Here is a 19,343-nt window from a genome sequence, read left to right as displayed (position 1 = left end):
CCTTGGGGTACGGTCACGGCGCTGTGCGGAGCGCCACAAGGAGCATCATTGCGCGAGTTCACGAATCCTCCGATGGCGTCGGTGCCGCTGGTGGGCGGCCTTGCCGACGCCGTGTTCGACCATGCCCTCGAGGACCCGCTGCGCATCGCGTTCGGCCGCAAGACCGACGGGCAGTGGCACGACGTCACCTCGGCCGAGTTCCGTGACGAGGTGCTCGCCCTCGCCAAGGGCCTGATCGCCCAGGGCGTCCGGTTCGGCGACCGCGTCGCCATCATGTGCCGCACCCGGTACGAGTGGACGCTCTTCGACTTCTCCCTGTGGGCCATCGGCGCGCAGGTCGTGCCGATCTATCCGACCTCATCGGCCGAGCAGGTCCTGTGGATGCTGCACGACGCGCAGGTGTCGGCCGCGATGGTCGAGCACGAGGACCACGCGATGACGATCGGCTCCGTCGTCGACCGGCTGCCGCAGCTGCGCAGGCTCTGGCAGCTCGACGCCGACGCCGTGGAGGAGCTGAACGCCGCGGGGCGCGACATCGACGACGACGTGGTGCACCGCCACCGCCGCGCGGTCACCCCCGACTCGATCGCCACGATCATCTACACGTCGGGCACCACGGGGCGGCCGAAGGGCTGCCTCATCTCGCACGAGAACTTCATGTTCGAGTCGGATGTGATGGTCGGACGCTGGGAGCCGGTCTTCCACTCCAAGCGCGGCGACGAGGCGACCACGCTGCTCTTCCTGCCCCTCGCCCACGTCTTCGGCCGCATGGTGCAGATCGCCGCGGTGCGCGGCCGGGTCAAGATGGGCCACCAGCCGAACCTCAACGCGGCGGCGCTGCTGCCCGACCTCGCGGCGTTCCGGCCCACGTTCATCCTGGCCGTGCCGTACATCTTCGAGAAGGTCTTCAACGCGGCGCGGCGCAAGGCGGAGAAGGACGGCAAGGCGGGCGCGTTCGACAAGGCCGTCGAGTGCGCCGTGCGATACGCCGACGCGATGGAGGCCAGGGCCTTCGGCACGGGCCCCGGGCCCTCGGCCGGGCTGCGCATGCAGCACCAGCTCTTCGACAAGCTCGTCTACTCCAAGGTGCGCGAGGCGATGGGCGGCCGCGTGCGGCACGCGATGTCGGGCGGCTCCGGCATGGACCGGCGGCTCGGGCTGTTCTTCGCGGGCGCCGGAGTGACGATCTACGAGGGGTACGGACTCACCGAGTCGACGGCGGCGGCGACCGCCAACCCGCCCGAGCGCACCCGCTACGGCACGGTCGGCCAGGCCATCCCCGGCACCACCGTGCACATCGCGGAGGACGGCGAGATCTGGCTGCACGGCGGCAACGTGTTCCAGGGCTATCTCAACAACCCCAAGGCCACCGACGCGACCCTGCACGACGGCTGGCTCGCCACCGGTGACATCGGCGCGCTCGACGAGGACGGCTATCTGACGATCACCGGGCGCAAGAAGGAGATCCTGGTGACGTCCGGCGGCAAGAGCGTCTCGCCCGCCCAGCTGGAGGAGCGGGTGCGGGACCACCCCCTGGTCGCCCAGTGCATCCTCGTCGGCAACGACCGCCCCTACATCGCCGCGCTCGTCACCCTGGACTCGGAGGCCGTGGAGCACTGGCTGACCATGCGCCGCAAGCCGCTGCTGCCCCCCGGCGACCTGGTGCGCGACCCGGATCTGGAGACCGAGGTGCGGCGGGCCGTGGTCGCCGCCAACACCCTGGTCTCACAGGCCGAATCGATCCGTACGTTCCGCATACTGGCGCACCAGTTCACCGAGGAGCACGGCCTGCTGACGCCGTCGCTGAAGCTGAAGCGGAAGGCGATCGAAACGGTGTACTCGGCGGAGGTCGAGGCGCTGTACCGCAGCTAGGCAGGGCCCCATCACCCCTCGGCCGGTCACGGCAAGGGTTTCTGACGGACCATCAAATACCGTCGCGACACTTATTGACGGTTCATCAGGTCACGCACAGAATCAGCCCCACTTCGACTTCAGGGGGCTCGACCGTGTCGCGATCGATCCGCACCATCACCGCCGCCGCTGCGGCCCTGCTGCTCGCCACCGCCTGCAACTCCGCCTCCGACAGCGGGGGTTCGGGCGGCTCGGGCGGCGCCGGGGGCGGCAGCTCCGTGCGCGGAGTGACCGACGACTCCATCAAGGTCGGCGGGATCGTCTCCATGACGACCGCCAGCGGATACAGCAAGAAGGACACCGACCTCGGTGCGAAGGCCCGCTTCGAGCGCGCCAACGCGGAGGGCGGCGTGCACGGCCGGAAGATCGACTACCTGGGCGCCGAGGACGACGGGCAGGACCCGGGGAAGAACCTCGCCGCGGCCCGCAAACTGGTCCAGCAGGAGAAGGTCTTCGCGATCTCGCCGATGAGCTCGGTCACCTTCTCCGGAGCGGACTTCCTGCAGAAGCAGCAGGTGCCCACGTTCGGCTGGGGCACCATCCCGCCCTTCTGCGGCCCGAGCTATATGTACGGCTTCGGCGGCTGCATGGTGCCGATGCCCGGCGGCACGATCACGCAGAGCTGGCCCGAGGGGCTCAAGAAGGTGATGGGCGGCGCCAAGGGCAAGTCCGTGGCGATCCTCGCCAACGACAACGACGCGGGCACCTTCGCCATCCGCACCTACAAGCAGTCCTTCACGGCCGCCGGGTACAAGGTGACGTACGCCAAGCCGACCGTCCCCGCCACCTCCGTGCCGAGCGACTGGTCGGCGTACACCAAGGAAATCCTGCGTTCCGACGGCGGCAAGGCGCCGGACGCCGTCGTCTCCGTCATGCAGACCCCGTACAACATCGGCCTGTTCACGGCCGTCAAGCGAGCAGGGTTCAAGGGCATCATCACCGACCCCACCGACTACGACCCCGGCCTGCTCGCCAAGAGCGCCACGAAGCAGGCCCTGGACGGCGTGCACGTGCTCCTGTCCTTCCAGCCGTTCGAGCAGAACACCGCGGACATGCGGCAGTTCAAGAAGGACATCGCGAAGGCGGCGGGCAAGGACGTGCCGCTCAACATGCACATGATGACCGGCTACATGTCCGCCGACCTCTTCCTCGCCCTCGCCGAGAAGGCGGGCAAGGACCTCACCGTCGACTCCTTCCAGAAGGCGGCGGACGGCTACTCCGACACCGGCACCATGGTCGGCGACCGCAGGCTGCGCGAGGGGCAGAAGGAGTCGTTCGGCTGCGGCGCCCTCGTCCAGCTCAAGAACGGGAAGTACGCGGTGTCGTCGCCCTTCAAGTGCTACGAACCGATCCCCTTCAAGTAGGGGCGGGCCGCCATGTCGGACCTCCTCGGATTCGTGCTGAGCGGCCTCGTCTCGGGCGCCCTGTACGCGCTGCTCGCCACGGGCCTCGTCCTGTCCTACTCCGCTTCGGGCCTCTTCAACTTCGCCCACGGCGCGACCGCCTACCTCTGCGCACTCACCTTCCACGAACTGCACTCCGGCTTCGGCTGGCCCGCCGTGCCGACGGCGCTGCTCCTCGTCCTGGTCGTGGCACCCGCCCTCGGCTGGGGCCTGGACCGGCTGATGTTCCGCAAACTGGCGCGGGTCGGCGAGACCGCGCAGATCGTCGCGACGATCGGGCTGCTCGTCGCGCTGCCCGCGCTCGGCCTGTGGGTGGTGGAGCTGCTCGAGGACGCGGGCGCCCCCGTGAAACCCGCGGAGAACCAGTTCGGGCTGCCGGGCGTGGGACCGAGCCCGGCCCGCAGCTGGCAGCTCATGGACGGCGTCGGCATCGACTCCGACCAGCTGATCACGTGGGTGGCCACGGCGGTCGTGGCCGTCGGCCTGTGGATCCTGATGCGCCACACGCCGCTCGGCCTCAGGCTGCGCGCCGCGGTCGACAACCGTGCCCTCGTGGAGCTGCGCGGCATGAGCGCGGACCGGCTGTCGTCGGTGGCGTGGATGCTGTCGTCCGGTCTCGCGGGCCTTGCGGGCGTGCTTGCGACACCCCTTCTGGGGCTCTCCTCGCACGACTTCACCCTGTTCCTCTTCGTCTCCGCGACGGCCGCCGTGCTCGGCCGCTTCCTGTCGATCCCGCTGGCCTTCGCGGGCGGGCTCGGACTCGGCGTGCTGCAGAACCTCGTCGCGGGCTACGCCGACTTCGCCGAGAAGATCACCGGCTTCCGTACGGCCGTGCCCTTCCTGATCCTGTTCGCCGGGCTGCTCCTGCTCACCCGGCGGCAGCGCACCACGGGCACGGCGGCGGTGGACGCGCCGCCCGTCGACTACCTCGCCGGACGGCCGTGGGTCCACCGGTGGGGGCCGTGGGCGGTGGCCGCGCTCGCCCTCGCCCTCTCCTTCTACACGGTCACCACTCCCTTCTGGAGCGGCATCCTCGCGCAGGGGCTCGCGATCTCGCTGGTCTTCATCTCCTTCACCGTGGTGACGGGGCTCGGCGCGATGGTGTCGCTCGCGCAGGCCACCTTCGTCACGGGCGCCGCGCTGGTCGCCGGGCTCCTGATGAGCCACGGCTGGCCGTTCGCCGGGGCCGCGCTGGTGGGCACGTGCGCGGCGGCAGCCCTCGGCGCGCTCGTGGCGCTGCCCGCGCTGCGGCTCGGCGGGCGCTCCCTGGCCCTCGCCACGCTGGCGCTCGCCTTCCTCGCCGACCAAGTGCTCTTCCAGATGGGGTGGCTGCGCAACGGCGACACGGGCTGGGAGATCCCCCGCCCCGTCCTCGGCCCCGTCGACCTCTCGGACGACCGTGCCATGGGCGTCGCGATGGTCGTCCTCGTCACGGCGGCCGTGGCCTCGCTCGGCGCGCTGCGGAACTCGCCGTCGGGGCGGGCCATGCTGGCGGTGCGGTCCGCCCCGGCGGCGGCGATGGCGTCCGGCGTCTCGGTGGTCCGCACGAAGCTGCTGCTCTTCACGCTCTCGGCGGGGCTCGCGGGGTTCGGCGGCGTGATGTACGCGTCCTTCAACACCCGCATCACCGCGACCGACTTCACCGCGATGACGGGGCTGATCTGGCTGGCGGTCGCGGTCGCGGCGGGCGTGCGCAGGCCGCAGTTCGCGGTGGTGGCGGGGCTGGTCTTCGCGATCGTGCCGCACCTGGTGGCGGACTACGTCACCGAGTCCGTGCACCTCCCGGTCATCCTCTTCGGTCTTGCAGGTCTTGCGCTGGCCAACGACCCGGACGGGTACTGCGCGGCGGTGTCGGTGCGGATGCACCGGAGGCGGACGCGGGGAGCGGTGGTCCCGGTGGTGACCCGCTCATCGCCTCCTGAGCCCGAGGGTGAGCCCACGCCTCGGCCGCCGGAAGGAAAGGCACCCCCCGCCCTCGTCCTCCGCGGGCTTCACGCAGGCTACGACGGCGCCCCCGTGCTCCACGGAGTGGACCTCACCGTCCACCCCGGCGAGATCGTCGCTCTGCTCGGACCCAACGGCGCCGGAAAATCCACCACTTGCCTCGCCGCGGCCGGGCTCCTCACACCCACGCAGGGCCAGGTGTACGTCGCCGGGCGCGACGCCACCCGCGAAGGCGCCGCCCGCCGCTCCCGTGCGGGCGTCGTCCTCGCCCCCGAGGGCCGCGGCATCTTCCCCTCGCTCACCATCGACGAGAACCTCGCCCTGTACCTGCGGGACCGGGACGAACGCGACGCCGTGTACGAGCGGTTCGCGGGACTCGCGGCGCGGCGCAAGGTCCCCGCGGGCTCCCTCTCCGGCGGCGAGCAGCAACTCCTCGCTCTCGCCCCGCTGTTGCAGCGCCCGCCGAAGGTACTGATCGCGGACGAGCCGTCGCTCGGCCTTGCCCCGCGCATCGTCGACGACGTGTTCCGTCTCCTTGTCGAACTCCGGGACGCGGGCGCCGGGTTGCTGCTCGTCGAGGAGAAGGCCGCCGAGATCCTCGGGGTCGCGGACACGGTGGCGTATCTGGCGCAGGGCCGCGTCTCCTGGTGCGGTCCGCGCTCGCAGGTGCGGGCGGACCGGCTCACGGAGGCGTACCTGGGCATGGCCGCCGGCGACGGACGGCCGACGACCACGAAGGGCGTGACGCAGCCATGAGGAAGCGGGACCACGTCCTGGAGGCCGAGGGCATCGACGTGCGCTTCGGCGGGATCCGTGCCCTCGACGGGGTGGGGCTCGGTGTCCGCCGCGGCGAGGTCTGCGGGCTCATCGGCCCCAACGGCGCCGGAAAGACGACCCTGTTCGACGTCCTGTCCGGCATCCGCGGGCCCGACCGGGGGCGCGTGCTGCTCGACGGGCGGGACGTCACGCGCCGCTCCCCCGTGTGGCGCGCCCGGCACGGGATGCGGCGCACCTTCCAGCGGCAGCAGCTCTTCGGCCAGCTCACCGTCGCCGACAATCTCGTCGTCGCGCAGGAGTGGCGGGGCGGTGGCGGCGGCTTCGCCGCGGATCTGCTGGCCGCGCCGACCCGGCGCGCGCACGAGGCCGGACGGCGCGAACGGGCCGCTTCGGTGCTGCGTTCGTGCGGCCTCGACGCGCTGGCCGGGCAGTACGCGGGCGCGCTGCCGGTCGGGCAGGCCCGCATGGTGGAGCTGGCGCGCGCGGTCGCGGACCCGCCCGGGGTGCTGCTCCTGGACGAGCCCGCTTCCGGGATGACGGCCGACGAACGACAGCAACTGGCGGCCGTCGTCCGTCACCTCGCGGACGACGAGGGCTGCGCGGTGCTCCTCGTCGAGCACAACGTCGCCTTCGTGATGGAGCTCTGCGCCCGCGTGGTCGTCCTCGACCTCGGCAGGGTCCTGGCCCACGGGACACCGGCCGAGGTGCGCGCCGACCCGAAGGTGCGGGACGCCTATCTGGGAACTCCGGCGAGCGGCTCGCCCTGACCGCCGCCGGACGCCTCACCCCCCGTACTGGGCGACGATCTTGGTGAAGTCGTACGGGGACTGGCCGATGCCGCTGCAGGAGTCCCCCGCGCTGCCCCCGGAGCCGCAGTCGCGGTCGCGGTTGACGGCCCAGAAGGCGAAGCGCGCGATGTGGCGCTGCTGGGCGTACGCGAGGATCTTCTTGAAGTCGGCCGTGGTCACCGTCTCGCCCGCCACGTCGGTCTTGCCGTTCATGGAGGAGATCCCGGTGTGCTTGTACGCGTCGGCGTCGCTGTAGCCGTAGGCACTCTTGACCGCGTTCTTGAGGCCCTCCATGGCGCTGACGGACGCGTCGCCCATGGTGCCGCTGTGCCCGCCGAAGTCGAACGGCATGATCACCCAGGCGTCGTTGGCGAGCCCGGCGGCGGCGCCGCGCTTGATGAGGTCCTTGCCGGTGGCGTCGGGGCCGCTCGGGGTGGTGCCCATGGTCACGTAGGTGACGATGCCCGGGTTCTTCGACTTGACGATCTTCAGGGCGTCCACGACGCGCTGCCGCACCGTGGGATTGCTGAACTCGGTGTCCTCGATGTCGATGTCGAAGGCCTTCAACTTGTAGGCGTCGATGACCTTTTGGTACGCACCGGCGAGCGCGGTGGCGCTCCCGCACTTCTCGCCCAGCTTGGCGCCGCTCCAGCCGCCGACGGAGACGACTATGTCGCCGCCTGCGCCGCGTATGGACTTGATGGCGGTCTCGTCGGAGCCGCCCTTCAGCGGGCGGTTGCCGTCCCAGGCCGGGTTGCACCCGCCGTCGGACAGGATGAAGGCCAGCGTGAACCACTTGACGCCGGTCGCGGCCATCACGTCGGTGGGCTTCTGCGGGTTGCCCCAGCCGAGGTACTCGTAGGGGGCCGCGTGAATGGTGCCGGACGCCTGCGCGGCGGGGGCGGGCGAGGCCTGCGCGGACGGCTCGGCGGCCAGGGTCAGCGCCGCGGAGCCGGTCAGCGCGCCCGCGGCGGCCAGGGCGACGGTGATTCTGCGACGGGACTGGGGGGACGTGTTCGACATCGGGGGATCCTCTCTGCGATGTCATCTGCCATGACATCCGCAATGTCAGGAAGCTTTCCTGACAGTCGATGGGCGCAAGGGCCTCAAGGCCCTTGCGGGGGCGGGGAACTACTGGGAGTGGGCCTGGATCCTGGTGCGGGCCGGGGACGCCGGATCCGCGCCGGTGTGCGTGCGGTACGTGGAGTGGGCCAGGGCCTTCGCGGGGTCGGCCGCCCCGTCGACCAGGGCCCGGACGGCCGCGTGGTCGGGCGAGCGGTGGCAGGCGGGGTCCGTGCGGGCGGCGTCGCCGGTCAGCGCGTACGCCTGGCAGCGGCAGCCCCCGAAGTCGACGGTGCGCAGCTCGCAGCCGCGGCAGGGATCACTCATCCAAGCCTCGCCGCGGTAGCGGTTGAAGGCGTCCGACTCCCGCCAGATCCATGCCAGTTCATGGTCCTTGACGTTCGGCGCGGCCGGGCCGAGGAGCTCGGCGGATGCCGGGCAGGGCAGCACCGTGCCGTCGGGGGCGACGGTCAGCGAGAGGGCGCCCCAGCCGCCCATGCAGGGCTTCGCGGTGCCATCGACGTAGTCGGGCGCGACCCACACCAGCTCCATGCGCCCGGCGAGCCGCTCCCGCCAGACCTCCACCCGCTCACGGGCCCGCGCCACCTGGGCGCGGTCCGGCAGCAGGGCGTCACGATTGCGCAGCGCCCACCCGTAGAACTGGGTGTTGGCCAGCTCGACGCGGTCGGCGCCCCAGACCAGGCCCAGCTCCACGAGGGAGTCGAGCGCGTCGAGGTTGGCGCGGTGCAGGACGGCGTTGAGCCCGAGCGGCAGCCCGGCCCGCCCGACGAGCCGCGCGGCACGCTCCTTGGCCGTGAACGCGCGCGCTCCGGCGATGAGTTGCGCTTCGGCGGGGTCGGCGTGCTGCACGGACAGCTGGACACTGCGGAGCCCGGCGGCCACGAGCCGGTCGAGACGCTCGCCGTGCAGGCCGACTCCGCTGGTCACGAGCTGCGTGTGGATGCCGACGGCGTCGGCGGCCGCCACGATCTCGGGGAGGTCGCGGCGCAGCAGGGGCTCGCCGCCGGACAGATGGGTCTGCACGACACCGAGGTCGGCGGCCTGCCGCAGCACGCGCCCCCATTCGTCTGAGGTCAACTCCGCGTTCCGTGCTGTCAGTTCGATTGGGTTGGAGCAGTAGACGCAGCGCAGGGGGCAGCCGTGGGTGAGTTCGGCGAGGAGCGCCCAGGGCGGGTCGGGTTGCCGGGCTGCCGTCATCGAAGCCACCCCTCCGCCCGCAACTGCGCGAGAAAGCAGGGGACTTCCTCGGCTACGGGCGCGTCCGGGTGCCGCTCCGACAGCTCGGCGACGATGCCCTCGACATCGCGCGCGCCGTCGCACAGGCCCACGATGCTCCCCGCGGCCCCCCGCAGGACGACGACGCGCTCGGGCAGCACCAGCAGGTCGACGTCGCGCACCCGGTCGTGCCGGAGCACCACGGAGCGGACCAGCGCGGGCCGCCATGCGTCGCGCACTGTCTCACGTACGACATCACCAGTAGTCATCCGATACCTCCGGGCCCCCGGTCGACGGCGTCGAGCAGCGACCACAGGACGTCGCACTTGAACGCGAGGGCGGCGACGGCCCGTTCCTGCTCCTCGCGGGTGCGGGCCCAGGTCAGGACGAGGCCGAGCGCTTCCCTGCCGTCGCGGCCGCCCTGCCCGACGCGGGTGCGGAAGTAGTCGAGCCCCGCGGCGTCGATCCACGGGTAGTGCTTCTCGAAGGCGGCGATCCTGGTCCGCATCAGGTCGGGCGCGGAGAGTTCGGTGAGGGAGGCGGCGACGGCGTCGAGTGCGGGGCTGAGCCTGCAGAAGTTGACGTATCCGTCGACGGCGAGCCGCACGCCGGGCAACACCTGCGCGGAGTCGAGGAGTTGCCCCCTGCCGAGCCCGGCCGCCTCGCCGAGCCGCAGCCAGCGCTCGATGCCGCCCTCGCCGTCCCGTTCCCCGTCGTGGTCGCGGATCCTGCGCAGCCAGCCGCGCCGCAGCGCGGGGTCGTCGAACTTGGCGAGGACCAGGGCGTCCTTGACGGGGATGTGCCGCTGGTAGTGGAACCGGTTGGCGATCCAGCGGCGCACCTCCTCTGGGGTGAGGTCGCCCTCGTGCATGCGCACGTTGAAGGGGTGCCGGTCGTGGTAGCGCGCGGCGGAGACGGCACGCAGCCGGTCGGTGAGCTCCTCCGGGGTCCAGGGCGGCGCCGTCGCCGGGGCGCTGGACGTCATGGCGGTCACAGCTCGATCACCATCCCGTCGGCGGCGACCTCGATGCCCCACTCCGCGAGCAGTTTGTGCTGCTCGGCGTGGGGGTCGTTGAGGGGGTTGGTGTTGTTGAGGTGGGTGTAGAGGACGCGGCCCGGCAGGTGCGCCAGGCGGTGCGCGGTGCCGGTGGGGCCCGCGATCGGGCGGTGCCCCATGCCGGTGGCGGTACGGGTGGAGAACCCGGCGCGCACGGGCTCGTCGTCGTCCCAGAACGTGCCGTCGACGATGACGCAGTCCGCGACACGGGCGGCCTCGTCGAAGGCGTCGCTCCAGACGGCGAGGGAGGGGGCGTAGAGGAGCGTGCGACCGGTGGCGGGTTCGGTCAGGTGGAGGGCGATGGACCAGGTGTCGGGGTCGGGGGCGGGGGCATGGGCAGGTGCGGGGGCGGCATCCGCGTAGCGACCGACGCCCGCGACGGCACGGGCACCGTGACCGACCCCCGCAACGACACCGGCGCCGTGACCGACCCCCACGGCATACCGCGGCCGCTTGGCCGAAACCGGTACGGCGGCGGCGTGGATTCCCGATCCGTCGGTCAGCGGCGCGCCGCGGCCGAGGGGCAGCTCCCGCCACCGCACCCGTGTATAGGGCTCCAGGACCGTGTCGAGGCGCAGCCCTTCGCGTACGGCGTCGCGCACGGGAGCCGTCGCCAGGACCTCGACGCCGTCGCGGGCCTCGCGCAGTCTCGCGAGGCCGAGGGTGTGGTCGAGCTCGGCGTCGGTGAGGACGACCCCGGCGACGGGGGTGCGGCGCATGTCCGGGCCCGCGCCGGGGTGCAGCGCGGGGGTGGCCTCGATCTGGTCGCCGATGTCGGGCGTGGCGTTGACCAGGTACCAGTCGCCCCCACCCGCGTGGACGGCGAGCGCGGCGTGCCGACGGCGGCGCTCCGGGTGGGCGCGTGCGCCGGTGCACCCGGGGCACGCGCAGTTCCACTGGGGCAGCCCGCCGCCCGCGGCGGTGCCGAGCACCTGCAGCAGCATGACGACGCGTCTACCGGTCGGCGAGACGGTAGGCGGTGACTTCGAGCGCGGTGTCGACGATCGCGTACTCGGGGGTCTGCCAGCCCGTGGCGCTGTCGTCGGCGCGGCGCGCCACTTCGCGGGGGGCCTTCTCCTGATCGGTGCTGTGCCCGTGCATGTGCGTGGCGCCGCCTTTCCTGAAGAGGTGGGGTTTCAGGAACAAATCACAGGGACACGGGGCAACCCATGCGCTTGTAGTGTTCACATAGGTGTTCCGGGTTCAGTGACGTGCAATAGAGTCCCGGCATGACGGGACACCGTCAATGGTCCGGACCGATCCCGCGTCCACACCGCTCCGAAATCCGGCCATTCAGGAATGCAGCACGGCCACTGATCGTTGACCATGGGCATAGACACCCGACGACTTAAGGACCGAGAGCTCGTGAGCAAGGTTCCCCCGATCATCCTCAACAACGGCGTCGAGATGCCCCAGCTCGGTTTCGGTGTCTGGCAGGTTCCGGACGACGAGGCCCAGACGGCCGTCGCGACGGCGCTGGAGGCCGGGTACCGCAGCATCGACACCGCTGCCCTCTACGGCAACGAAGAAGGCACGGGCAGGGCGATCGCCTCTTCCGGCGTCGCCCGTGCGGACCTGTTCGTCACGACGAAGCTCTGGAACAGCGACCAGGGCTACGACGCGACCCTGCGCGGCTTCGACACCTCGCTGGAGAAGCTGGGCCTCGACTATGTGGATCTGTACCTGATCCACTGGCCCGTGCCCTCCAAGGATGCCTACGTCGACACGTACAAGGCCCTCGAGAAGATCCACGCCGACGGCCGCGCGAAGTCCATCGGCGTCTCGAACTTCCTGCCCGACCACCTGGCGCGGCTGCTCGGCGAGACGTCGATCGTCCCGGCCGTCAACCAGATCGAGCTGCACCCCCATCTGCAGCAGCACGCCTCGCGCGAGCTCCACGCCGAGCAGGGCATCGCCACGGAGGCGTGGTCGCCGCTCGGCTCGGGCAGGGGCCTCCTGGAGGTCCCGGCGCTGATCGCCATCGCCCAGAAGCACGGCCGCTCCCCCGCGCAGATCGTCCTGCGCTGGCACATCCAGCTGGGCAACATCGTGATCCCGAAGTCCGTGACGCCGTCGCGGATCAAGGAGAACATCGACGTCTTCGGCTTCGAGCTCGACCCCGAGGACATGGCGGCGATCTCGGCGCTGAACGAGGACCGGCGGATCGGTCCCGACCCGGCGACCTTCGACGTGAACTGAGCCTCGCCCCGCGAGACCGCGTCAGGCCGGTGAGCCGCCTCCCCCGACCCTTCGAGGTCGGCGGAGGCGGCTCGCCCGTTTCATGGCCGCTCACGGCCGCCGCTCGTCGCCCTGCACTTCTTCCTGCCGCGACCACGTCAGCTTGACCGTCAGATGCCCCTCCGTCGCCGTCTTGGCGATCACCGCTCCCGCCTCCGCGCTGAGCTTGACGCCGAACTCGAGCTCGATCGTCTCGGGGTCAAGCGCCCGGTCACGGAAGGTCCGCAGCGCCGACATCGCGGCGCCGCGCACATTGTTCAACGCCGACTCGAAGCGGCCCTCGACCTCGTGGATGCCGCCCGCCTCGCCGCGCCGCGACACCGATCTGAAGCCGGGGTCCCTGGAGTCCACCTCGACGACGACGGGCCCCTCGTCCGACTCCCACCGCACCAGCTCGTTCACGGGCGTCCCCCTCGCTCGACCGGCCGGGCCCGGCGGCCCCACGCTCCCCCGAACGTACGTCAACCCGACTTGCCACCAAGTCGAGTTGACGGAACATCATCCCTACGCGTCCTTGACCGCCACGTACACGGTCTGCGCCGTCAGCAGGAACAGGTCGGGGCGCCGGTGCAGGCTCTGCGGGTCGGCCGGGTCCAGGAGACGGTCGAAGGTGGCGACGTCGTCCGGGGCGAGGCGTTCCGCCTGCATCTCGCGGCGGCGGGTGAACTCCGTGACCACATGGGCGCGGGCGTCCTCCGAGAGCGGCGCGGGCAGGTCGAGGAGGAAGCTGCGGGTGGCCACGTGGCGCAGACCGGCGCCCGCGAGCAGGGCGGGCCAGTCCTCCGTGGCGCTCTTCGAGCCGTCGAGCCCGTCACGCATCCCGGCGAACCACTCCTCGTCGGCCGCCTCCAGGCGGGACAGCAGGCCGGGGCGGCCGAAGCCGATGTCGCGCGGCAGGTAGCGGGCGCTCAGGCCACCCTCCAGGAGGGCGACGGCGCCACCGGGGGCCAGTCGGTCGGCGAGGGCCGAGAGGGCGGCTCCCTGGTCACCGACGTGGTGCAGCGACCTGCACAGCCAGAGGAGGTCCGCCTCGGGCACGTCCGCGATGTCGTCGGGCAGTGCCGCGCGCACCGTGTCGAACCGGTCGGTCAGGCCTTCCTGCGCCGCCCGGTCCCGGGCGCGCTCCAGAAGGGCCTCCTCGGGGTCCGCGGCGACGATCCGCGCCTTGGGGAACGACTCGGCCAGCGAGAAGGAGACGGCGCCCGGACCGCTGCCGACGTCGACGACGACGCCGGGTTCCGGCACCCAGCGGCCGAGCCAGGCGGCCACCTCTGCGTACATCGGCGCGGCGACACGGGCGTAGCGCTCCAGCATGGCGCCCATGGCGGACCAGTCCATGTCTCCGTCGTGCCCATGCCCATGCCCGTGCCCCTGGCCCTGCCCATGCCCCTGGCCCTGCCCGTGCCCGTGGTGATGCCCCATAGCCCTGTTCCGCCTTCCGGTTCCGCCTACCCATGTGGACGGAACCAGCCTGCTCCCGATTTCCGGTTTCCGGCGAATCAAATTGCCGCTACCGCAAAAAACGGTCCGGCTTCCGGTACCCCCGCAGGCTGAACCGCGGATCGGGCCGCGGGGCGTCCTGGTCCGGGAGGGCCGCGAGCTCCTCCGCGAGCCGCGCGGCCAGCGGCCCGTCGGGCGCGATCTGGGTGAACCAGCCGCGCCGCAGGTCGTCGACGGTGGAGCGGGGCGAGCGGCCCTGCCCGTGGCCGCGGAACCGGGCCCGCCCCGTCGGCACGAGCCCGTGCTCGGCGGCGTACGCGTCGACGGCCTCGACCCGATCGGCCGCGGGCAGCACCGGGCGCGGCGCGAGCACGGCGTCGATGTCGCTGCGCACGTCGTGCGAGGCGGCCTTGTCCACGGTGGTGACGTACACCCCGCCGGGCCTGAGCACCCGCGCGCACTCGGCGACGACCGCCGACGTCTCCTCGGGTCCTGACAGCAGATGCAGCAGCCAGACGGTGGTCACGGCGTCGAACGAGCCGTCGGGAAAAGGGAGTTGGCGGCTGTCACCGAGGACGACGGCGCCCGGCACCCGGTCCGCGGCCATCCGGGCCATGCGGTGCGCGGCATCCATGCCGGTCACCCGCAGCCCTTGGCGCGCGGTCAGGCACCGGGTGACCAGGCCGGTCCCGCAGGCGACGTCGAGGAGCGTGGCCGCGGCGGCGGGGACCAGGCCGAGGATCGCGTCAGCGGCGGCGGCCGCGCGGGGCTCGCCGCCGCGCGAGGCGTCGTACCGGTCGGCTTCCTTGCCGTAGTCCAGCATCGACCGTCATTCCGCGCCGTGCGAGGGGGCCAACTGCGCCACCTTGTGGGCCAGTTCGAAGTCGAGGCCGGTGAGTGCGCCGCCCGCGCTGTGTGTGTTCACGGCGAGTGTGACGGTGTTGTATCCGAGGGTCAGCTCGCTGTGGTGGCCGAGCTCCTCCTGGGTCCGCGCGATGTGGACGACCAGGCCGGTCGCGGCGAAGTGCGACGCGAGCCGGTAGGAACGGGTGAGCTTGTCGCCGTCCAGGGACCAGCCGGGCAGCTCGGCGAGACGGTCCTCGATCTCTTTCTGAGAGAGCGGTTCGGGAGTCACGGGCCACGCTCCTTACACAGAGTCGGTCTTCGGCTCACCCTGCCACAAATTGTTTCGATTACCGTCTACGTATGACAACCGCCCAGCCCGCCAAGGCGAGCACCAGAGGCAAGGCCAACGCAAACGCCACCGGAGTGGGGCCGCTGCTGCGGGGCTGGCGCGAGCGGCGCCGGGTGAGCCAGCTGGAGCTGGCCCTGCGCGCCGACTCCTCCGCACGGCACATCAGCTTCGTCGAGACGGGCAGGTCACGGCCGAGCGAGGAGTTCCTGCTGCACCTCGCCGACCATCTCGACGTGCCGGTGCGGGACCGCAACTCCCTGCTCCTGGCGGCCGGTTACGCGCCCCGCTTCCGCGAGACCCCGCTGGACGACCCCGCCATGGGCACGCTGCGCGAGGGCCTCGAACAGCTCCTGGCCGGTTACGAGCCCTACCCGGCCCTGGTCGTCGACGCGAAGTACGACGTGATCGCGGCGAACCGCGGCATCATGATGATGCTCGACGGCATCCCCGAGCACGTCTTCACGGAGCCCCTGAACGCAATGCGGCTGACGCTCCACCCCGAGGGCCTGGCCCCCCGGATCCGCAATCTCCGGGAGTGGCGGGGGCATCTGCTGCACCAGATGGAGCGGCAGATCGCGCTGCAGCGCTCGGACGCGCTGCGGGCGGTGTACGAGGAGGTGGCGGCGTACCCGGTGGCGGACCCCGGGGAGGACGCCTTCGAGGCGGACGCGGAGGTCCCCTATTTCGCGCTGCCCCTGCGATTCGAACACGACGGACACGTGCTGTCCTTCATCTCGTCGATCTCGACGTTCAACACCCCGATGGACGTGACGGTCGCCGAGCTGGCCATCGAGACACTGCTCCCGGCCGACCCGGCGACGTCGAAGTACCTCCAGACGCACGTCTCCTAACCGCGGGCCTTCAGCTCCCGCAGGGCCGCGTACTGCACCACGGCGAAGCCGCCGACGACCACGGCCTGGAGCGGAATCCACACCGCTCCGGCCGTACTGGGCGAGAGCCAGGCGACGAGCGCGACGACGCTGAGCACCGCCCAGACGACGTTCACCTCGACGACCGCCTGCACGGCGAGCGCGGGCGGACTCTTGCGGGCGGCGAGGAACCCGACGCCCACGGCGTACAGAACGAGCCCGACACCGAGCCCGAGCAGCAGCCCGGAGTCGACCCCGAGGAAGTCCCCCAGGGCCCCCGAGGCGGCGGCGTACGCCACCCCGTTGCCCGCGGTCACGACCGCGTCCAGACCGAGGAAGCGGCGCAGCATCGTCTTGGGGTCGGTGGTGCGGGCCAGTGCGGTGAGCGGATACGCGGACACGGACGTGGACGTGGACGTGGCCATGACGATCTGCCTCCAAGCGGCTTCGGCGAACGGTGCGAGTCCCGGATCCGGTCCGGAGTGCGCCGGACCGGATCCGTTGACATCACTCTGCCGGGGCTGCGCCAAGCGGTCGATTACGTCCCGGGTAATGCCGCGCTCCCTGACATGTCAGTGGGGCCTGCGATCGTGGGCGCCGTGGATGAACTCGTGGAACGCGTCGACGCTCAGGACCGTGTGCTGGAGGTGGTCGGTCGGTGGGAGGCCGTTCGGAAGGGGTGGCTGCACCGGGTTGGCTCGGTGGTGTGCCGTGATGGGCGAGGCCGCTTTCTCGTCCATCGGCGCGCCGAGCACCTGTCGCGTTTCCCCGGGCACTATGAACTTGGGGTCGGAGGCGCCGCGGGAGTCGGCGAGTCCTATGAGCAGGCGGCCGCCCGCGAGCTCGGTGAGGAGCTGGGCGTGCGGGCGACCGTGAGCCTCCGGTTCACGTTCCTCAACCGGAGCGGGCTCAGCCCTCATTGGATGGGGGTGTGCGACGCCGTGCTTCCGGAGCTCGTCGTCCCCGATCCGGGAGAGGTGGCCTGGCACGGCTGGCTGACCGAGTCCGAGCTGCGGCGGACTCTGCGGCAGTGGACCTTCACCCCTGACAGCCAGGCGGTCTTCGATCGGTATGTCACTTGTCGTACGACCTAGCTGGTCGTCCCGTGCCGTGCGGCCGACCTGGCCGCCTGCTCGACCTTCGCGAAGTGGGCCGCGCGGGCTTCCTCGTCGATCTGCTCCTCGTATTCGGCGCGCACCCCGGTCCGTCCGTCGAGGCTCTCGCGCAGGATGTCGGCGTGCCCGGCATGCCGGTTGGCCTCGCCGAGGACGTGGACCAGGATGGCGAACAGGTTCGTGTTGGGGCCGGGCTCCGGCCACCACGGCACGTAGCCGGGGCCGTCGAGGGGAAGCGCGTCGATCGTCGCGTCCGCGTGTTCCCACGTGCGCCGGTAGAACCCGATGATCTGATCGCGGGTCTCGTCCTCGGCCGCCCACTGATCGGCGGCGACGTGGTCCTGCCACTGGCACAGCGCTTCCGGGGAGGGGCGGTCGAAGACCTCGCCGAAGTATCTGGCCTCGACGGTGGCCATGTGCTTGACCAGGCCGAGGAGGTTGGTCCCGGTCGGCGTCAAAGGTCGGCGGGCGTCGTACTCTGACAAGCCGTCGAGCTTCCAGAGCAGCGCTTGGCGGTCCCGCCGCAGTCTCCCGTGCAGGTTGTCCTTCGCGAATTCGTCGATCATGCGGCATGAGCCTGCCATGAGCCGCTGATGGCCTCAAGATCCCCTACGCGGTCCGCAACGGCGGGCAGAGCCGTGGATCGTCTTGACGGATGCAGGAGAAGTCGGTTGACCATGGGCCATGGTCCGCGATCTGTCGACGCCGCCCGTCGTCCGAGGCCCACGTCCTGGAGTGGTTCCGTGCCTACCGGCGGGACTGGGCGGCCGAGAGGGCCGGTCATTGGGCGGTCGTCCGGGACGACGGGGCAGTCGTCGGCCGGATGGCCATGCGCGGCTGGGACCTCGACGACGGCGTCGCCGACGTCGCGTACTGGGTGCTCCCCCCGGCCCGCGGCGCAGGGGTGGCGACCTGCGCCGTCGAATCGCTCACGGTCTGGGCCATGGAGGAGATCGGGTTCCACCGTCTGCACCTGGACCACTCGACGCTCAACAGCGCGTCCTGCCGGGTCGCCACCAAGACCGGCTACCTCCTGGAAGGCACCAAGCGCAGCGCCGCCGTGCACGACGACGGCCGACACGACATGCATCTCCATGCCCGTGTCCGGGAGGCCTGAGCCGGGCCAGGCACCCCGTCAGCCGGGCACGGCACCCCGTCAGTCGATGCAGAACTCGTTGCCCTCGATGTCCAGCATCGGGATGCACGACTCGTTCTCCCCGTCGGCGTACAGCGTCTGCACATGGGTCGCCCCCAGCGCGACCAGCCGTGCGCACTCCGCTTCGAGCGTGGCGAGGCGCTCGTCGCCGACGAGACCGGTGCCGACCCTGACGTCGAGATGTACGCGGTTCTTGGCGGTCTTGCCCTCGGGGACGCGCTGGAAGTACAGGCGCGGGCCGACGCCCGAAGGATCGCTGCAGGCGAACCAGGAATCCTGCTCCTCGGGAGGAGGCGACGGTGCGACGTACCCCAGCACCTCGCACCAGAAGCGGGCCAGACGCTCTGGTTCGGCGCAGTCGAAGGTGACCTGGAACTTCTTGATCGCTGACATCGACGCACCTTAGCGGGTGTTTCCCGATTCCCGGAGGAATGGGCAACAGGCACCTGCTGGGCAACGGGCCACCCGCGCCCCACGCTGGGAACCGGCAGCGCGGCAGCGCGGCAGCTGTCCGGCATCCCACGAAGGAGTACGTCATGTCCGTACGAACCACCCTGCGCAAGAACAAGAACCTGCTGTCGGCGGGGCTGGCCTGCCTCGCGGTGTTTGCGGCCGTGCCACCGGGAGCCGCCGGTGCCACCTCCGCGTCACAAGGAGGGGCCTCCGCGGGTGCCCGGCACTGCATCACCGTGCTGGACAAGCTCGGGCCCGGGGAACGCACCTCGCGCGTCGTGGAGCGCCAGTGCACCCGTGAAGGCGAGTCCATGGCGCAGCTGCGGGGCCGGATGGCCCCCCGCGAGCTGCTGGTGAAGTACTGGGACGGCCATTACTTCGACGGGGACAGCGACGAGATCCGCGGCCGCGACGGCGGGTGCGACGCCGCTGGATACGGCGTTCCCGACATGGGCGCCTTCAACAACCGGGTGTCCTCGTTCCGTACCTTCGGCACCTGCAACAGCGTCCAGCTCTTCGAGAACCCGTCCTATGACGGAGCGCAGAAGACATTCGAGCCACCGACGTGGGACACCCTGGCGGGCGCCAACGGTCTTTACCCCTTCTACGACCGTGCCGACTCCCTCTGGCTCAGGGCGGTGTGATCACGGCGGACGGCCTGTGCGAAGGGCGTCCGCCAGCCATCGCGCACCCGTACGG

General features: G+C 71.3%; 22 protein-coding genes. 9 read left to right on the top strand and 13 right to left on the bottom strand.

Annotated features, from left to right (window positions below; translation table 11 throughout):
- The first annotated feature begins 72 nt into the window (after positions 1-72).
- From ABZV77_RS21630 to ABZV77_RS21615, 4 genes are all read left to right on the top strand, one after another.
- Positions 73-1,872, top strand: coding sequence for an AMP-dependent synthetase/ligase (locus tag ABZV77_RS21630; RefSeq protein ID WP_356260163.1), 1,800 nt, complete (start codon positions 73-75; stop codon positions 1,870-1,872).
- 134 nt (positions 1,873-2,006) lie between these two features.
- Positions 2,007-3,275, top strand: coding sequence for an ABC transporter substrate-binding protein (locus ABZV77_RS21625; protein WP_356259144.1), 1,269 nt, complete (start codon positions 2,007-2,009; stop codon positions 3,273-3,275).
- Positions 3,276-3,287: 12 nt separating this feature from the next.
- A complete protein-coding gene (locus tag ABZV77_RS21620) occupies positions 3,288-6,014 on the top strand; it encodes an ATP-binding cassette domain-containing protein (protein ID WP_356259141.1) in 2,727 nt (908 codons plus the stop codon).
- Positions 6,011-6,802: an ABC transporter ATP-binding protein gene (locus ABZV77_RS21615; RefSeq protein ID WP_356259138.1), complete on the top strand. Its 792-nt coding sequence runs from the start codon at positions 6,011-6,013 to the stop codon at positions 6,800-6,802. The genes ABZV77_RS21620 and ABZV77_RS21615 overlap by 4 nt, the downstream gene beginning before the upstream one ends.
- 15 nt (positions 6,803-6,817) lie before the next feature.
- Here ABZV77_RS21615 and ABZV77_RS21610 read toward each other — a convergent pair whose 3' ends face one another.
- The 6 genes from ABZV77_RS21610 to pqqA form a co-directional block, all read right to left on the bottom strand.
- Positions 6,818-7,846 (bottom strand): chitinase, encoded by a 1,029-nt coding sequence (locus ABZV77_RS21610; protein WP_356259135.1) that lies wholly within the window; start codon positions 7,844-7,846, stop codon positions 6,818-6,820.
- A 108-nt stretch (positions 7,847-7,954) separates the two neighbouring features.
- Entirely contained in the window at positions 7,955-9,103 is a 1,149-nt protein-coding gene (gene pqqE / locus ABZV77_RS21605) for a pyrroloquinoline quinone biosynthesis protein PqqE (RefSeq protein ID WP_356259133.1), read from the bottom strand.
- Positions 9,100-9,390 carry a pyrroloquinoline quinone biosynthesis peptide chaperone PqqD gene (gene pqqD, locus ABZV77_RS21600; RefSeq protein WP_356259131.1) on the bottom strand — a complete coding sequence of 97 codons (291 nt, stop codon included), beginning with the start codon at positions 9,388-9,390 and terminating at the stop codon, positions 9,100-9,102. The genes pqqE and pqqD overlap by 4 nt, the downstream gene beginning before the upstream one ends.
- On the bottom strand, positions 9,387-10,106 hold the full coding sequence (gene pqqC, locus ABZV77_RS21595) for a pyrroloquinoline-quinone synthase PqqC (RefSeq protein WP_356260161.1): 720 nt from the start codon (positions 10,104-10,106) through the stop codon (positions 9,387-9,389). The genes pqqD and pqqC overlap by 4 nt, the downstream gene beginning before the upstream one ends.
- A 5-nt stretch (positions 10,107-10,111) precedes the next feature.
- Positions 10,112-11,122: an MBL fold metallo-hydrolase gene (locus ABZV77_RS21590; RefSeq protein ID WP_356259128.1), complete on the bottom strand. Its 1,011-nt coding sequence runs from the start codon at positions 11,120-11,122 to the stop codon at positions 10,112-10,114.
- A 10-nt stretch (positions 11,123-11,132) separates the two neighbouring features.
- Positions 11,133-11,279: a pyrroloquinoline quinone precursor peptide PqqA gene (gene pqqA / locus ABZV77_RS21585; RefSeq protein ID WP_356259125.1), complete on the bottom strand. Its 147-nt coding sequence runs from the start codon at positions 11,277-11,279 to the stop codon at positions 11,133-11,135.
- A gap of 225 nt (positions 11,280-11,504) precedes the next feature.
- Here pqqA and ABZV77_RS21580 point away from each other — a divergent pair, with 225 nt between their 5' ends.
- Positions 11,505-12,377 carry an aldo/keto reductase gene (locus ABZV77_RS21580; RefSeq protein WP_356259122.1) on the top strand — a complete coding sequence of 291 codons (873 nt, stop codon included), beginning with the start codon at positions 11,505-11,507 and terminating at the stop codon, positions 12,375-12,377.
- Between the two features lie 90 nt (positions 12,378-12,467).
- Here the strand turns inward: ABZV77_RS21580 and ABZV77_RS21575 are convergent, their stop codons facing one another.
- From ABZV77_RS21575 to ABZV77_RS21560, 4 genes are all read right to left on the bottom strand, one after another.
- Entirely contained in the window at positions 12,468-12,818 is a 351-nt protein-coding gene (locus ABZV77_RS21575; RefSeq protein WP_356259119.1) for a CU044_2847 family protein, read from the bottom strand.
- Positions 12,819-12,920: 102 nt separating this feature from the next.
- Positions 12,921-13,754, bottom strand: coding sequence for a class I SAM-dependent methyltransferase (locus ABZV77_RS21570; protein ID WP_356259116.1), 834 nt, complete (start codon positions 13,752-13,754; stop codon positions 12,921-12,923).
- Positions 13,755-13,926: 172 nt separating this feature from the next.
- A complete protein-coding gene (locus tag ABZV77_RS21565) occupies positions 13,927-14,679 on the bottom strand; it encodes a class I SAM-dependent methyltransferase (protein WP_356259114.1) in 753 nt (250 codons plus the stop codon).
- A 6-nt stretch (positions 14,680-14,685) separates the two neighbouring features.
- A complete protein-coding gene (locus ABZV77_RS21560; RefSeq protein ID WP_356259111.1) occupies positions 14,686-14,991 on the bottom strand; it encodes a 4a-hydroxytetrahydrobiopterin dehydratase in 306 nt (101 codons plus the stop codon).
- A 71-nt stretch (positions 14,992-15,062) separates the two neighbouring features.
- Between ABZV77_RS21560 and ABZV77_RS21555 the strand changes: the two genes are divergently transcribed.
- A complete protein-coding gene (locus tag ABZV77_RS21555; protein ID WP_356259109.1) occupies positions 15,063-15,902 on the top strand; it encodes a helix-turn-helix transcriptional regulator in 840 nt (279 codons plus the stop codon).
- Here the strand turns inward: ABZV77_RS21555 and ABZV77_RS21550 are convergent.
- On the bottom strand, positions 15,899-16,321 hold the full coding sequence (locus tag ABZV77_RS21550; RefSeq protein ID WP_356260159.1) for a hypothetical protein: 423 nt from the start codon (positions 16,319-16,321) through the stop codon (positions 15,899-15,901). The genes ABZV77_RS21555 and ABZV77_RS21550 overlap by 4 nt on opposite strands.
- A 168-nt stretch (positions 16,322-16,489) precedes the next feature.
- Here ABZV77_RS21550 and ABZV77_RS21545 point away from each other — a divergent pair, with 168 nt between their 5' ends.
- Positions 16,490-17,014 carry an NUDIX domain-containing protein gene (locus ABZV77_RS21545; RefSeq protein WP_356259106.1) on the top strand — a complete coding sequence of 175 codons (525 nt, stop codon included), beginning with the start codon at positions 16,490-16,492 and terminating at the stop codon, positions 17,012-17,014.
- Here the strand turns inward: ABZV77_RS21545 and ABZV77_RS21540 are convergent.
- Complete coding sequence (locus tag ABZV77_RS21540; protein ID WP_356259103.1) at positions 17,011-17,601, bottom strand: DinB family protein; 591 nt, start codon at positions 17,599-17,601, stop codon at positions 17,011-17,013. The two genes, ABZV77_RS21545 and ABZV77_RS21540, sit on opposite strands and share 4 nt — an antisense overlap.
- Before the next feature lie 89 nt (positions 17,602-17,690).
- On the opposite strand from ABZV77_RS21540, the gene ABZV77_RS21535 reads away from it, so the two are divergent.
- Positions 17,691-18,152 (top strand): GNAT family N-acetyltransferase, encoded by a 462-nt coding sequence (locus ABZV77_RS21535; protein ID WP_356259101.1) that lies wholly within the window; start codon positions 17,691-17,693, stop codon positions 18,150-18,152.
- A 39-nt stretch (positions 18,153-18,191) separates the two neighbouring features.
- On the opposite strand, the gene ABZV77_RS21530 is transcribed toward ABZV77_RS21535, so the two are convergent.
- Positions 18,192-18,584, bottom strand: a complete 393-nt coding sequence (locus ABZV77_RS21530; RefSeq protein WP_356259098.1) for a VOC family protein — start codon at positions 18,582-18,584, stop codon at positions 18,192-18,194.
- Between the two features lie 143 nt (positions 18,585-18,727).
- Between ABZV77_RS21530 and ABZV77_RS21525 the strand changes: the two genes are divergently transcribed.
- Positions 18,728-19,288 carry a hypothetical protein gene (locus tag ABZV77_RS21525; RefSeq protein WP_356259095.1) on the top strand — a complete coding sequence of 187 codons (561 nt, stop codon included), beginning with the start codon at positions 18,728-18,730 and terminating at the stop codon, positions 19,286-19,288.
- Positions 19,289-19,343 lie beyond the last annotated feature (55 nt).

The sequence above is a fragment of the Streptomyces sp. NPDC004732 genome (genome assembly GCF_040609235.1).
Taxonomy (GTDB): Bacteria; Actinomycetota; Actinomycetes; order Streptomycetales; family Streptomycetaceae; genus Streptomyces.
This window is presented reverse-complemented; position numbering and strand designations above follow the sequence as displayed.

Bases quoted from the DNA above. Each gene is read 5' to 3' on its own strand.
- ABZV77_RS21630 (WP_356260163.1), top strand. From the start codon at position 73: ATGGCGTCGGTGCCGCTGGTGGGCGGCCTTGCCGACGCCGTGTTCGAC.
- ABZV77_RS21620 (WP_356259141.1), top strand. From the start codon at position 3,288: ATGTCGGACCTCCTCGGATTCGTGCTGAGCGGCCTCGTCTCGGGCGCC.
- ABZV77_RS21615 (WP_356259138.1), top strand. From the start codon at position 6,011: ATGAGGAAGCGGGACCACGTCCTGGAGGCCGAGGGCATCGACGTGCGC.
- ABZV77_RS21610 (WP_356259135.1), bottom strand. From the start codon at position 7,846: ATGTCGAACACGTCCCCCCAGTCCCGTCGCAGAATCACCGTCGCCCTG.
- pqqE (WP_356259133.1), bottom strand. From the start codon at position 9,103: ATGACGGCAGCCCGGCAACCCGACCCGCCCTGGGCGCTCCTCGCCGAA.
- pqqD (WP_356259131.1), bottom strand. From the start codon at position 9,390: ATGACTACTGGTGATGTCGTACGTGAGACAGTGCGCGACGCATGGCGG.
- pqqC (WP_356260161.1), bottom strand. From the start codon at position 10,106: ATGACGTCCAGCGCCCCGGCGACGGCGCCGCCCTGGACCCCGGAGGAG.
- ABZV77_RS21590 (WP_356259128.1), bottom strand. From the start codon at position 11,122: ATGCTGCTGCAGGTGCTCGGCACCGCCGCGGGCGGCGGGCTGCCCCAG.
- pqqA (WP_356259125.1), bottom strand. From the start codon at position 11,279: ATGCACGGGCACAGCACCGATCAGGAGAAGGCCCCCCGCGAAGTGGCG.
- ABZV77_RS21580 (WP_356259122.1), top strand. From the start codon at position 11,505: ATGGGCATAGACACCCGACGACTTAAGGACCGAGAGCTCGTGAGCAAG.
- ABZV77_RS21570 (WP_356259116.1), bottom strand. From the start codon at position 13,754: ATGGACTGGTCCGCCATGGGCGCCATGCTGGAGCGCTACGCCCGTGTC.
- ABZV77_RS21565 (WP_356259114.1), bottom strand. From the start codon at position 14,679: ATGCTGGACTACGGCAAGGAAGCCGACCGGTACGACGCCTCGCGCGGC.
- ABZV77_RS21555 (WP_356259109.1), top strand. From the start codon at position 15,063: ATGACAACCGCCCAGCCCGCCAAGGCGAGCACCAGAGGCAAGGCCAAC.
- ABZV77_RS21545 (WP_356259106.1), top strand. From the start codon at position 16,490: ATGTCAGTGGGGCCTGCGATCGTGGGCGCCGTGGATGAACTCGTGGAA.
- ABZV77_RS21540 (WP_356259103.1), bottom strand. From the start codon at position 17,601: ATGATCGACGAATTCGCGAAGGACAACCTGCACGGGAGACTGCGGCGG.
- ABZV77_RS21535 (WP_356259101.1), top strand. From the start codon at position 17,691: ATGCAGGAGAAGTCGGTTGACCATGGGCCATGGTCCGCGATCTGTCGA.
- ABZV77_RS21530 (WP_356259098.1), bottom strand. From the start codon at position 18,584: ATGTCAGCGATCAAGAAGTTCCAGGTCACCTTCGACTGCGCCGAACCA.
- ABZV77_RS21525 (WP_356259095.1), top strand. From the start codon at position 18,728: ATGTCCGTACGAACCACCCTGCGCAAGAACAAGAACCTGCTGTCGGCG.